Source organism: Streptomyces sp. CBMA123 (genome assembly GCF_014596465.1).
GTDB lineage: Bacteria > Actinomycetota > Actinomycetes > Streptomycetales > Streptomycetaceae > Kitasatospora.
Window position 1 is genome coordinate 1 of sequence record NZ_MECK01000161.1, and the last position, 12142, is coordinate 12142.

Annotated in this window: 12 protein-coding genes and 1 pseudogene; 2 read left to right on the forward strand and 11 right to left on the reverse strand. The window is 74.5% G+C overall.

Features of this window, described 5'->3' with window-relative positions; all coding sequences use genetic code 11:
* The 3 genes from BG452_RS19400 to BG452_RS19410 all read right to left on the reverse strand — a co-directional run.
* Nucleotides 1-697, reverse strand: a 697-nt coding sequence (locus tag BG452_RS19400) for a nitronate monooxygenase (RefSeq protein WP_188305602.1), incomplete at its 3' end; no start/stop codon positions are given.
* 43 nt (nt 698-740) lie between these two features.
* The gene (locus BG452_RS19405; protein ID WP_188305603.1) at nt 741-1367 is read right to left on the reverse strand and encodes a response regulator transcription factor; all 627 of its coding nucleotides are present in this window, start codon (nt 1365-1367) and stop codon (nt 741-743) included.
* Nucleotides 1364-2587 (reverse strand): sensor histidine kinase, encoded by a 1224-nt coding sequence (locus tag BG452_RS19410; RefSeq protein ID WP_188305604.1) that lies wholly within the window; start codon nt 2585-2587, stop codon nt 1364-1366. The genes BG452_RS19405 and BG452_RS19410 overlap by 4 nt, the downstream gene beginning before the upstream one ends.
* 165 nt (nt 2588-2752) lie before the next feature.
* On the opposite strand from BG452_RS19410, the gene BG452_RS19415 reads away from it, so the two are divergent.
* Both BG452_RS19415 and BG452_RS19420 read left to right on the forward strand, forming a co-directional pair.
* Nucleotides 2753-3829, forward strand: coding sequence for an ABC transporter permease (locus tag BG452_RS19415; RefSeq protein WP_188305605.1), 1077 nt, complete (start codon nt 2753-2755; stop codon nt 3827-3829).
* The gene (locus BG452_RS19420) at nt 3826-4509 is read left to right on the forward strand and encodes an ABC transporter ATP-binding protein (RefSeq protein WP_188305606.1); all 684 of its coding nucleotides are present in this window, start codon (nt 3826-3828) and stop codon (nt 4507-4509) included. Before BG452_RS19415 ends, BG452_RS19420 begins: the two co-directional genes overlap by 4 nt.
* A gap of 1 nt (nt 4510) precedes the next feature.
* On the opposite strand, the gene BG452_RS19425 is transcribed toward BG452_RS19420, so the two are convergent.
* The 8 genes and pseudogenes from BG452_RS19425 to BG452_RS19460 all read right to left on the reverse strand — a co-directional run.
* Entirely contained in the window at nt 4511-5128 is a 618-nt protein-coding gene (locus BG452_RS19425; protein WP_188305607.1) for a Uma2 family endonuclease, read from the reverse strand.
* Nucleotides 5129-5229: 101 nt separating this feature from the next.
* On the reverse strand, nt 5230-5940 hold the full coding sequence (locus BG452_RS19430) for a GntR family transcriptional regulator (RefSeq protein WP_188305608.1): 711 nt from the start codon (nt 5938-5940) through the stop codon (nt 5230-5232).
* A gap of 210 nt (nt 5941-6150) precedes the next feature.
* Nucleotides 6151-7101, reverse strand: coding sequence for an ornithine cyclodeaminase family protein (locus tag BG452_RS19435; RefSeq protein WP_317621131.1), 951 nt, complete (start codon nt 7099-7101; stop codon nt 6151-6153).
* A 95-nt stretch (nt 7102-7196) separates the two neighbouring features.
* Nucleotides 7197-8234: a proline racemase family protein gene (locus BG452_RS19440; protein ID WP_188305609.1), complete on the reverse strand. Its 1038-nt coding sequence runs from the start codon at nt 8232-8234 to the stop codon at nt 7197-7199.
* A complete protein-coding gene (locus BG452_RS19445; protein WP_188305610.1) occupies nt 8234-9589 on the reverse strand; it encodes an aldehyde dehydrogenase family protein in 1356 nt (451 codons plus the stop codon). Before BG452_RS19445 ends, BG452_RS19440 begins: the two co-directional genes overlap by 1 nt.
* A gap of 37 nt (nt 9590-9626) precedes the next feature.
* The gene (locus tag BG452_RS19450; RefSeq protein WP_188305611.1) at nt 9627-10631 is read right to left on the reverse strand and encodes a proline racemase family protein; all 1005 of its coding nucleotides are present in this window, start codon (nt 10629-10631) and stop codon (nt 9627-9629) included.
* Between the two features lie 72 nt (nt 10632-10703).
* A complete protein-coding gene (locus BG452_RS19455) occupies nt 10704-11639 on the reverse strand; it encodes a dihydrodipicolinate synthase family protein (protein ID WP_188305612.1) in 936 nt (311 codons plus the stop codon).
* 54 nt (nt 11640-11693) lie between these two features.
* Nucleotides 11694-12068 (reverse strand): annotated as a pseudogene (locus BG452_RS19460) ((2Fe-2S)-binding protein); the annotation flags it as partial.
* Nucleotides 12069-12142 lie beyond the last annotated feature (74 nt).

Here is a 12142-nt window from a genome sequence, read left to right on the forward strand (position 1 = left end):
CCAGCTGCACCGCGGCGGCCCCGGCCCGCAGGGCCGCCGCGATCGCCGGGCCGTCACCCAGCCCGCCCGCGCCGATCAGCGGCAGCGCGGTCACCGCCCGTACGGCGGGCAGCAGTTCCAGCAGCGGCAGCTCCCCCGGAGTGTCCGTCACCCGATGGGTGCCGCGGTGCCCGCCGGCCTCCGGGCCCTGCACGCACAGCGCGTCCATCCCGACCGCCTCCGCCGCCCGCGCCTCGCCCGGGGTGGTGACGGTGCCGACCTGCAGCGTCCCCACCGCCCGCAGCGCCGCCGCCTCCTCGGCCGTCGGCAGCCCGAAGGTGTAGGAGACGACCGGCACCGGGTCGGCGAGCAGCGCGGCGAGTTTGGCCTCCCAGTCGTCCCGGTCCGGCCCGATCTCCTCCGGCAGTTCCACCGCCCACCGCTCGGCCTCCGGCCGCAGCCGTTCCCGGTAGGCGGCGACGGCGGCCGGGTCGGCGGGCGGGGCGGGCACGAAGAGGTTCACCCCGTACGGCCGGTCGGTCGACTTCCGTACCGCGGCGATCTGTTCGCCCATCGCGGCGGCGCTCTTGTAGCCCGCGGCCAGGAACCCCAGCCCGCCGGCCCGGTTCACCGCGGCCACCAGCTCCGGCGTCGAGGCCCCGCCCGCCATCGGGGCGCCGATCACCGGTACGGCGAGTTCGTCGAGACGCACGGCCATCGGGGCTCCTCACTCCGCTACGGGCACCGCCCTCACCCTACGCTCAGCGGATCAGCCCGCGCCCGCGCGCCTCCCGCACCGCCGCCGTGCGCGAGTCGACCCCCAACTTGGTGTAGATGTGCACCAGATGGGACTTCACGGTGGCCTGGCTCAGGTGCAGCCGCTGGCTGACCTGCTGGTTGGTCAACCCGTCCGCGACCAGCCCGAGCACCTCGGTCTCCCGGGCGCTGAGCGCCGCCGCGGGCGTCCGCATCCGTTCCAGCAGCCGGTCGGCGACGCTCGGCGCCAGCGCGCTGCGCCCAGCCGCGGCGGCCCGGACGGCCTGGGCGAGTTGCTCCGGCGGCGCGTCCTTCAGCAGGTACCCGGTGGCGCCGGCCTCCAGCGCCGGGAGGGTGTCCGCGTCGCTGTCGTACGTGGTGACCACCAGCACCCGCGGCGCGCCCGCCCGGGCGGTGATCGCGGCGGTGGCCTGGGCACCGTTCATGGCCGAGCCGGGCCCGAACTGGAGGTCCATCAGCACCACGTCCACACCCGGTTCCGCCGCCAGTTCGACGGCCCGTTCGGCGGTCGCCGCCTCGGCCACGATGGTGAAGTCGGGTTCGCTCTCCAGCACCGCGCGCAGCCCGGCCCGCACCACCGGGTGGTCGTCGGCGATCAGCAGCCGGATCACGGGCCGGCCTCCGGGGTGACGGGCGGCTGCGGGGTGACGGGCAGCTGCACCGCCAGGGCCGTCCCCTCGCCGGGCGCGGACTCGACCGTGAAGCCGCCGCCGAGCGCGCGGGCCCGGGCCCGCATCGAGGGCAGTCCGAAGCCGCCGTCCGCACCGGTGCGGCCGGCGACCGCCGCCGGGTCGAACCCGGCCCCGTCGTCGAACACGTCCAACGCCACCTCGCCCTCCATGTAGCTGAGTGTCACCTCGGCGCGCGAGGCCTTCGCGTGCCGCACGGTGTTGCCGAGCGCCGACTGCGCGATCCGCAGCAGCGCCACCTCCTGCGCGGCGGGCAACCGCAGCGGGTCCCCGGAGACGTGCAGGTGGACGGGCAGTCCGCTGTGCGCGGTGGTGGTCGCGCAGAGCCGTTCCAGCGCGACGGGCAGCGGATCGCCGTCCAGCGCGGGCGGGGTGAGCGCCCGGACGAACCGCCGGGCCTCGTCCAGGTTGTCCTGGGCGGCCTGCCGCGCCTGCTCCACGTACCCGGCCGCGGCCTCGGTGCGATCGGGCAGCGCCCGCTGGGCCGCGCGCAGCAGCAGCTGGATGGAGCTGAGGCTCTGCGCGAGGGTGTCGTGGATCTCCCGGGCGAGCCGCTCGCGCTCGGCGAGGACGCCGGCCGCGTGGTGGGCGGCGGCGGCGTCGGCGCGGGCGGCGGTGAGTTCGTCGATCAGCCGGCGCCGTTCCTCGCTCTCCCGGTACAGCGCCTGGTAGCCGAGCACGGTGGCGGTCGCGACGGCCGCGCCGAGGGCGGGCCCGATCGAGGCGGCCAGGTTGAAGCTCTGCTGGTGCCAGGACCACGCGGCGATCGCGGCGCCGGCCGTCAGGGCGACGGCGGTCAGCCCGCTGCGCCGGCCGAGCAGGTGCAGTTCCAGGAAGTACAGCGGGAAGGCCAGCCACACCCCGTCCTGGGTGGCGACCAGCAGGCCCGCCCAGGTGACGCCGAGCAGCGCCAGCCAGAGCGCCGCGCCCCGGCGGGAGCGGTGGACGGCGGCCAGCCGTGGCCCGATGGCGTACCCGGCGGCCATCGCGGTGGCCGCGGCGGCGACGGCGGCCGGGTCCCCGCCCCGGTCGGCGAAGGCGGCCCGGGCGACGGCGAGGGCGAGCAGGCCCGCCACGAGCAGGTGCAGGCAGACCTGGAGGACGCGGGCGACGGGGGTGGTTCTGGAGCGTTCGGTCGCCATCCCTCCAGCCTAAGTTCCGCGCCGGGAGCCCGGCATCAATCAAAAGGTTGAACTCCGCTTCTGCCCTTTGATGCCCAGGATGCAATCCCCGGCGCGATGCCCCGGCCACCCCGTTTCGGGGAGCGTGGCAACGTCACCAGTCCCACTGTCGCAGGAAGGCCCACCGTGTTCGTCGCCTGGAGGGATCTCAGGTTCGCCAAGGGGCGGTTCGCCCTGATGGGGACCGTCATCGTGCTGATCACCGTACTGGTCGGCCTGCTGTCCGGACTGACCGCCGGGCTCGGCCGGCAGAACATCTCCGCGATCACCGGCCTGCCCGCCGACCACCTGGTGTTCGCCAAGCCCGCCGAAGGGCAGCAGCTCTCCTTCACCGACTCCCAGCTCAGCCCCGACCAGTGGCAGGCCTGGGCCCGCGAGCCCGGCGTCACCTCCGCCCAGCCGCTCGGCATCACCACCACCAAGGCCGCCGCCGGCACCCGCACCGCCGCGCTCTCCGCCTTCGGCGTCCCGGACGGCTCCGACCTGGCCCCGCAGGGCAACCGGATCGCCCCCGGCCAGGCCGTGTTGTCCGGCACCGCCGCCGAGAAGCTCGGCAACCTCACCCCCGGCGCCGACTTCACCATGGCCGGCCACCACCTCACCGTCGCCGCCGTCGACGGCGACGCCGCGTACAGCCACACCCCGGTGATCTGGACCAGCCTCGGCGACTGGCAGCAGTTCGCCCCCGGCGGCGCCGGCCACGCCACCGTCATCGCCCTCCACACCGCCGAGGGCGCCGACCTCGCCGCCGCCGACACCCGCCACGGCACGGTGACCCGCACCCGCGACGACGCCCTCTCCGCGATCGGCTCCTACACCTCCGAGAACGGCTCGCTCCAGCTGATGCGCGGCTTCCTGTTCGCCATCTCCGCCCTGGTGATCGGCGCCTTCTTCACCGTCTGGACGATCCAACGCAGCGGCGACATCGCGGTGTTGAAGGCCCTCGGCGCCTCCACCCGCTACCTGCTGCGCGACGCCCTCGGCCAGGCCGTGCTGCTGCTGGTGCTCGGTACGGCCGTCGGCACCGCGATCGCCTCCGGCTTCGGCGCGCTGATCGGCTCCGCCGTCCCCTTCGTCCTGGACGCCCCGACCGTCCTGCTGCCCGCCGTCGTCATGATCGCCCTCGGCGCGATCGGCGCGGCCCTGTCCATCCGCCGGATCACCTCCGTCGACCCGCTGACCGCCCTGGGGAGCGCCCGATGAGCCTGACCCTCGACCGCATCACGTTGACCTACCCGGACGGCGACGACCGGCTGACCGCCCTGGACGACGTCTCGCTGACCGTCCCCAAGGGCTCCATCACGGCCGTGGTCGGCCCCTCCGGCTCCGGCAAGTCCAGCCTGCTGGCGGTGGCGGCCACCCTGATCGGCCCGGACTCCGGCCGGGTCGTGGTGGACGGCACCGACACCGCCGGCCTCAACCGCGCCGAGCTCACCGCGCTGCGCCGCACCAGGATCGGCATCGTCTTCCAGCAGCCCAACCTGCTGCCCTCGCTCAGCGCCGCGGAACAGCTCCAGGTGATGGCCCACCTCGACGGCCGCTCCCCCCGCGAGGCCCACACCCGCGCCCTGGAACTCCTCGACGCCGTCGGCCTGCGCGACCTGGCCGCCCGCCGCCCCCACCAGCTCTCCGGCGGCCAGCGCCAACGCGTCAACATCGCCCGCGCCCTGATGAACGACCCCACGGTGCTCCTCGTCGACGAGCCCACCAGCGCCCTCGACCACGAACGCGGCGCGGCAGTGCTCGACTTGATCACCGACCTCACCCACCGGCGGGCGACGGCGACGGTCCTGGTCACCCACGACCGCACCCACCTGACGGCGGTCGACCAGATCGCCGAAGTCCACGACGGCCGGTTGACGGTGCCGTCAGCGGTCGCCTGAGCTACTTCTTCGCCGCGAGCACGTCGTCCACCGAGAGCATCACCGACGCCCCGATCGAGTCGGGCAGCGTGAACGACTGCCCCGGGTGGTGGACGGCGTGCACCTGGTACTCGCCGTCCTTCGGATCGGTCAACACCATGACCCGCCGATTCTTCCGATCCACGATCACGTAGACGGGCACGCCGGCCGAGGCGTAGGCGGTCGGCTTCCGTTTGAGATCGTCACTGGGATTCGATGACGTGACTTCGAGCACGAGGCGGAAAGCCGCCGGGTCGTAGCAGTTGTACTCGATCAGGTGGTCATCGATGTCAGCATCGACAACCGACAGGTCCGGTACGGCATAGTCCGAAGGCCCATCCGGCAACCAGATGCCAACGTTCTGAAGGACGTCGTCCTCGTCAAGGCCGGCCATGAACAGCGCCCGCATAAGGCGGCTCAGCGACTTACCGTGAGAAGCATTCGGCGGCGGCGTCGCGGTGATCTGGCTTCCGACGATCTCGACCCGGTGCCCGACGAACTGGTTGGAAATCAGCTCGGCGACATCGAGCAGCGTCGGCTGCTCGGCGGCTCCGAGCAGCGGGCGCTGCTCGAAGGGCTCTTCCACTGCGGCGGCGGACATGGATTTCCTCCTGGCTGCCGATGTCGAGAGCATCATCGTAGAGCGCGAGCGCCCCCCGACGCCCGATTCCCATCCTTCACCCGAACGAGTGGTTTAGCCCTCTACCGGGCCCGCAGCCGCAGCCCGGGGCGCTCCGCCTCCGCCGCGTCGTCCTGGCCCGCCCAGAGGGAGCGGACGTGGCTGAGGTGCCGGGTCATGCAGGCCTCGGCCGCCTCGGCGTCGCCGGAGATCATCAGGTCCAGCAGTTCCACGTGCTCCTCCGCCGAGGAGACCAGCTGCCCCTGCTCGTCCAGCCGGGTCAGCCCGTACAGCCGGGAGCGCTTGCGCAGGTCCCCGACCACGTCGACCAGCCGCGCGTTGCCGGCGAGTCCCAGCAGGTCGAGGTGGAACTGCCGGTCCGCCTCCAGGTAGCCGATGAGGTCGTGCTTGCGGGCCGCCGCGACGATGGCCTCGGCCTGCGGGCGCAGCCGCTCCAGCTGGTCCTTGGTCGCCGTGCGGGTGACCCGGCCGACGGTGGGGACCTCGATCAGGGCGCGGATCTCGGTGTAGTCGTCGAGGTCGCGCTCGGTGAGTTCGGTGACCCGGAAGCCCTTGTTGCGGACGGCCTCGACCAGTCCCTCCCGGGCGAGGTCGAGCATGGCCTCGCGCACGGGGGTCGCGGAGACGCCGAAGTCGGCGGCGAGGGCGGGCGCGGAGTAGACGACTCCGGGGCGCAGTTCGCCGGAGATCAGGGCCGCCCGGAGCGCGTGGGCGACCTGGTCGCGGAGCCGCTCCTGCACGGAGATCAGGGTGCGGGACGTGAGCTCGGCCATGGTGTTCCTCCGGGTGGGTGCAGAACACCAGCGTACAATGTCACGTTACGTTGAGCGTGCAACAGTCCGCGATCCGAACGATCCGTCACCACCGGGCACACCACCAACGCCCATGGTGGCAGCGGCGATCGGCCGTGACAACGGCCGGGGGCACACGATCTGCCGACCACCCCGAGAGGAGCCCCCTGGTCGGCTCGCCCTCCACGGCGATCAGACCCGCGAGGCCCGGTACACCTCCGCCGCCACCGCCAGGTCCTCCCAGGCCATCCCGACGCTCTTGAAGAACCGCGGCCGGCCGTCCGGCACCAGCGCGTCGCCGCGCACCAGCTCGGCCAGGTTCCACACCTGCCGCCGCCCGAGCGCGCCCGCCAGCAGCAGGTCCCCGGCCTCCCGGGCCGCCACCGACCGCGCCTCCACGTACAGCTCGGCCCGCCCGACCAGCACCTCGTCCACCTCGCGCGCGTCCGGCTCGTGCGAGCCGACCGCCGCGACGGCCGCGTGCGCGGGCACCAGCGCGCCGTCGAACAGCGGCATGCGCGCGGTGGTGCAGCAGACCACCACATCGGCCCCGGCCACGGCCTCCGGCGCACCCACCGAGCCCGCCAGCCCCAGCTTCCGCCCGTACGCCGCCAGCGCGGCCGCCCGCCCGGGGTCGCGCGCCACCACCGTCAGCCGCCGGAGCGACCTCAGCGCGGGGACGGCCAGCAGCACATCCAGGTGTCCGTAGGCCTGCGGCCCGGAGCCGAACACCACCAGGTGCTCGGCCTCCGGCGCCGCGAGCCGCGCCAGCGCCACCGCCGTCACGGCGGGCGTGCGCAGAGCGGTGAGGGCCGCGCCGTCCAGCAGCGCCAACGGCTGGAGCGTCGGCCCGTCCAGCAGCAGGTAGCTGCCGGTGATCCGGGGCAGTCCGAGCGCCGGGTTCGCGGGCGCGACCCCGGCGATCTTCACCCCGGCGTACGGCCCGGCGGCGGCCGGCATCAGCAGCAGCTCGCCCGCCGGCACCGGTACGGCCGACCGGGCGGGCGCCGCTTCCGGGTCGAACCCGTCCAGCAGCACCCGCTCGATCGACCGCACCGCGTCGGCGGGCCCGACCCCGCCGACTCCCGGCACGGCGTACTGGAGCGGCTCAGCCGCCGCGCCGGGCAGAGCAGGACCGGACACCCCAGGCCCGGGCCGCGCAGGCCCGGGCCGCGCAGGACCGGGCCGCGCAGGACCGGACACCACAGGACCGGACGCCACAGGACCGTTCGCAGCACTCACAGCAGGAACCCCGTCCCCAGCGCGTCACCCGGCTCCAGGAGGAACCGGTGCTCCCCGGTGCGGTACGCCGTCCCGCTGACCTCGGTGACGACGCCGTCGCCCAGCGGGTCGCCGCCCGCGAGCACCCGCCCGGTGAACCCGGTGCCGATGATCGACTCGTGTCGCAGCGGCTCCCCGGGGGCGAGCCGCCCCTCGGCGGCGAGGACGGCGAGCCGGGCGGAGGTGCCGGAGCCGCAGGGCGAGCGGTCGATCTGCCCGTCGGCGAACACCACGACGTTCCGCTGACTCAACACACCGTCCGGGGAAGGTAGTTCGTCGTACAGCACGACCCCGTACACCCCGGACAGCCGCGGGTCGGTCGGGTGTGCGACCGCCTCCGCGCCGGCCAGCAGCGCCCTGATCTCCCGCCCCACGGCGACGAGTTCGGACAGCTGCCCGGTCTCGACCGCGAGCCCGAGGGCGGCGGCGGGCACCGAGACGTAGCAGGCCCCGGAGTGCGCCACGGCGACCTCGACCACCCCGCGCGAGGTGGTCAGCGGCAGCTTCAGCGCGCTGACCCGGCTGGGCACGTTGCGGAAGGTGACCCCGGTGGTGCGCCCGCCGGCCCGGTGCACCAGGGCGGTGACCCGCCCGGAGGGCACGTCGATCCGCACCCGTGCCGTGCCGTCCGCAGGGGCCGGGACCAGTCCGGAGTCCACCGCCCAGGCGCCGAGCGCGATGGTGCCGTGCCCGCAGGCGGTCGAGTAGCCGTCCTTGTGCCAGAACAGCACGCCCAGGTGCGCCTCGTCGTCGTCCGGCGGCACCAGGAACCCTCCGTACATCCCGGCGTGCCCGCGCGGCTCCCGGACGAGCAGCCGCCGGACGTCGTCCAGCGCGCTGGGCCGGGGCGCGGTGGCGCCGGCACCCGCGCCGATCGCGATGGCCCGCCGCTCGGCGACGCTGTCGCCGGGGATGGGGGGCGCGCCGCCCAGCACGATCCGGAACGGTTCGCCGGCCGTGTGGTAGTCGACGGTGTCGACCGTACGGACGTCCATCAGGCGTCCCCGCCCGGCAGCACGCTGATCGTCCGGCTGACGGTGTAGAACTCCAGTGCGGCGCGGCCCTGTTCGCGCTCGCCGTGGCTGGCGCCCTTGGTCCCGCCGAAGGGCAGGTGGAAGTCGACGCCGCTGGAGGGCGCGTTGACCCGGATCATGCCCGCGTCGAGCCGGTCGGCAACGGCCAGCGCCGCGTCCAGGCTGCGGGTGTGCACCGAGGTGGCGAGGCTGTGCGGGGTGTCGTTGGCGAGCGCGATCGCCTCGTCCAGGTCGGCCGCCGCGTGCAGCAGCGCGATCGGACCGAAGAACTCCTCACCGGCCAGCGGGTGTTCGGCCGGCACGTCGGTGAGCAGGGTCGGCTCGACGTACCAGCCGGCCCGCTCGGGCACCCGTCCACCGGTGAGCACCGTCGCCCCGGCCTCCACCGCCGAGTCGACGGCGAGGACGAGCCGCTCCCGCGCGGCGGCGTTGACCACCGGCCCGCACACCGAATCGTCCACCGCCGCAAGGGACTTGACCAGTGCCTCGCGCAGCGGCTGGTACGCCGCACCCACCGCGATCACCCGGCTGGTGGCGGTGCACTTCTGCCCGGCGTACCCAGCGATCGCGGCCGCGAGGTGCCCCGCGGCCAGGTCGATGTCCGCGTCGGGGAGCACCAACGCCGCGTTCAGTCCGCCGAGTTCGGCCTGCACCGGCACCCCCCGCCCGGTGGCGGCCCGCACCACGGCCCGACCGACCCCGGTCGAGCCGGTGAAGGACACCACGTCGGCGGCGTCGACCAGCGCCTGGCCCTCCTCGGCCCCGCCCGGCAGCACCGTGAACACGTCGGCGGGCAGGCCGGCCAGTTCCGCCAGCCGCAGCGCACAGGCCGTCGCCTCGGGCGCGGGCTTGAGCACGGCCGTGTTGCCGACCGCCAGCGCCGGCGCGGCCTTCCAACTCGGGATCGCCAGCGGGAAGTTCCACGGCGCGATCAGTCCGGCGACCCCGTACGGGCGGCGCCGGGTGAGCAGCAGTCCCGGCCCGGCGGCGGTCTCGTGCACCGCGCCGGACGGCTCGTACGGCGCCTGCGCGTAGTACCGCCAGATCGCGGCCGTCCGGGCGACCTCCCCCCGCGCCTCGGCGAGCGGCTTGCCGACCTCGCGCACGATCAGCGCGGCGAGTTCCTCCGCGTGCGCCTCGACCGCCTCGGCGATCCGGCCCAGCGCGGCCGACCGGGCGCCCGCCCCGGCCGCGAGCCGGCCGCCCTGCGCGGCCCGGGCCCGCCCGACGGCGGCCCGTACGGCTTCGGCGCCGGGCTCCTCGACGGCGACCACCAGGTCGGTCGGGTCGGCGGGGTTGTACGAGGTGATGGTCACGACTAGCAGCCCTTCAGAGCGAGTTCACAACGTAGCGTCAGAGCAGGAAGCCCGCCGGGAACGGGTCGTCCGGGTCGAGGAAGTACTGGGCGGTGCCGGTGACCCAGGCCCGCCCGGTGACGGTGGGCACCACCGCGGGCCGCCCGGCGACCTCGGTCTCCTCGACCAGCCGCCCGGTAAAGGTGGTCCCGATGAAAGAGTCGTTGCGGAAGTCCCGCCCGAGCGGCAGTTCGCCGCGCGCGTGCAGCTGCGCCATCCGCGCCGAGGTGCCGGTGCCGCAGGGTGAGCGGTCGAACCAGCCGGGGTGGATGGCCATCGCGTGCCGGGAGTGCTCGGCGGTGGAACCGGGGGCGAGCAGCTGGACGTGGTGGCAGCTGTGGATGGACGGGTCCTCCGGGTGCACCGGCCGGTCGGGGCCCGCGTTGATCGCGTCCATCAGGGCCAGGCCGGCGTCCAGGATCTCCTGCTTGCGCTCCCGCTCGAACGGCAGCCCGAACTCGGCGAGCGGCAGGATGGCGTAGAAGTTGCCGCCGTACGCGAGGTCGTAGCCGACCGTACCGTACCCGGGCACCTCGATCTTGCGGTCCAGCGCGACGGAGTACGAGGCCACGTTGCGGATGGTGACGGCCTTGGCGGCGCCGCCCTCGACCCGCACCTCGGCGACCACCAGTCCGGCGGGGGTGTCCAGCCGTACCGTCGTCACCGGCTCGACCACCGGCACCATCCCGGTCTCGACCAGGACGGTGGCGACACCGATGGTCCCGTGCCCGCACATCGGCAGCAGCCCGGAGACCTCGATGTAGAGCACGCCGAAGTCGGCGTCCGGCCGGGTGGGCGGCTGCAGGATGGCGCCGCTCATCGCGGCGTGCCCGCGCGGCTCGTACATCAGCAGGGTCCGGAAGTGGTCCAGGTGCTGCTGGAAGTGCACCCGGCGTTCGGCCATGGTGGCGCCGGGGATGACGCCGAAGCCTCCGGTGATCACCCGGGTCGGCATGCCCTCGGTGTGCGAGTCGACGGCGTGGAACACGTGACGGCTGCGCATCCTCACAACTCCTCTGACGGAACGGTCGGGTCGAGGCCGGCTGCCCCCGCAGCCGGCCGAGGGGGCAGGGGGCTAGGCGAGGCCCTCGGCCAGCGCCTTCTCGGTGGCCGCGCGCACCGCCGCCTCGATCTCCGGCTCCAGCGGCTGACGCGGCGCCCGGACCGGCCCGCCGGGGCGTCCGGCGATGTCCATGGAGAGCTTGATGGCCTGGACGAACTCGGTCTTGGAGTCCCAACGCAGCAGCGAGTGCAGCGACTTGTACAGCGGCAGCGCGGTCTCCAGGTCCAGCGAGACGGCGGCGTCGTAGAGCGCCACCGAGGCCTCCGGCAGGGCGTTCGGGTACCCGGCGATCCAGCCCACCGCGCCGGCCAGCGCCAGCTCCAGCAGCACGTCGTCGGCGCCGATCAGCAGGTCCAACCCGGGCGCCAGCTCGGCGATTTCGTACGCGCGGCGGACGTCTCCGCTGAACTCCTTGACCGCCACGATCGAGCCCTCGCCGTGCAGTTGGGCGAGCAGCGCGGGCACCAGGTCGACCTTGGTGTCGATCGGGTTGTTGTACGCGACGACCGGCAGACCGGCCTTGGCCACCTCCGCGTAGTGCGCCCGCACCGAGGCGTGGTCGGCCCGGTAGGCGTTGGGCGGCAGCAGCAGGACGGAGCCGGCCCCGGCCTCGGCGGCCTGCTCGGTCCAGCGGCGGGACTCGGCGCTGCCGTAGGCGGCGACCCCGGGCATGACCCGGGAGCCGTCGCCGGCCGCCTCGACCGCCACCTCGACGACCCGGGCGCGCTCCTCGGCGGTGAGCGTCTGGTACTCGCCCAGCGAGCCGTTGGGGACGACGCCGTCGCAGCCGGACTCGATCAGCCAGCGGACGTGCTCGGCGTACGCGTCGTAGTCGACGGAGAGGTCGGGGCGCAGCGGGATCGTGGTGGCGACCATGATGCCGCGCCAGGGGCGGTTGGTGTCACGGGGGGTGATGGACACGGTGCACTCCTTGGTGAGGTGTGACATTTTATTAGAGAAGGCGGGTCGGAGACAAGAGTCCCCGACCCACACGTTCGGCAGCTACCCCTCGGGGGCAACGGAGTCAGCGGGGGCCCCAGGTCCGACGGGCCCGACGGGCGCAGCCGAGGCGGCGGGGGTGGAATCAGGGACCCCCGCCGCCAGCTGCGAGAGCGGCACCGGGCAGGCCAACGGCCGCCGGTCCGCCCCCGGCTCACCCGAGCCGGAGAGACAGGCCACGGCCGGACCGCACATCCGCCCCTGGCACCACCCCATCCCCGCCCGGGTGAGCAGCTTGACGGTGCGGGGGTCGCCCGCGCCCAGCTCCTCCACCGCCTCCTGGATCCGGGCGACCGGCACCTCCTCGCACCGGCACACATCGGTGTCCGGCCGAAGCCACCCGGTCCAGCCGGGCCCCGGCCGGTGCGCGGCGGCCATAGGGGGCGGGGGGGGGGGGGGGGGGGGGGGGGGGGGGCGGGGGGGGTGGGGGGGGGGGGGGGGGGGGGGGGGGG

Bases quoted from the DNA above. Each gene is read 5' to 3' on its own strand.
- BG452_RS19410 (WP_188305604.1), bottom strand. From the start codon at position 2,587: ATGGCGACCGAACGCTCCAGAACCACCCCCGTCGCCCGCGTCCTCCAG.
- BG452_RS19420 (WP_188305606.1), top strand. From the start codon at position 3,826: ATGAGCCTGACCCTCGACCGCATCACGTTGACCTACCCGGACGGCGAC.
- BG452_RS19425 (WP_188305607.1), bottom strand. From the start codon at position 5,128: ATGTCCGCCGCCGCAGTGGAAGAGCCCTTCGAGCAGCGCCCGCTGCTC.
- BG452_RS19430 (WP_188305608.1), bottom strand. From the start codon at position 5,940: ATGGCCGAGCTCACGTCCCGCACCCTGATCTCCGTGCAGGAGCGGCTC.
- BG452_RS19440 (WP_188305609.1), bottom strand. From the start codon at position 8,234: ATGGACGTCCGTACGGTCGACACCGTCGACTACCACACGGCCGGCGAA.
- BG452_RS19450 (WP_188305611.1), bottom strand. From the start codon at position 10,631: ATGCGCAGCCGTCACGTGTTCCACGCCGTCGACTCGCACACCGAGGGC.
- BG452_RS19455 (WP_188305612.1), bottom strand. From the start codon at position 11,639: ATGTCACACCTCACCAAGGAGTGCACCGTGTCCATCACCCCCCGTGAC.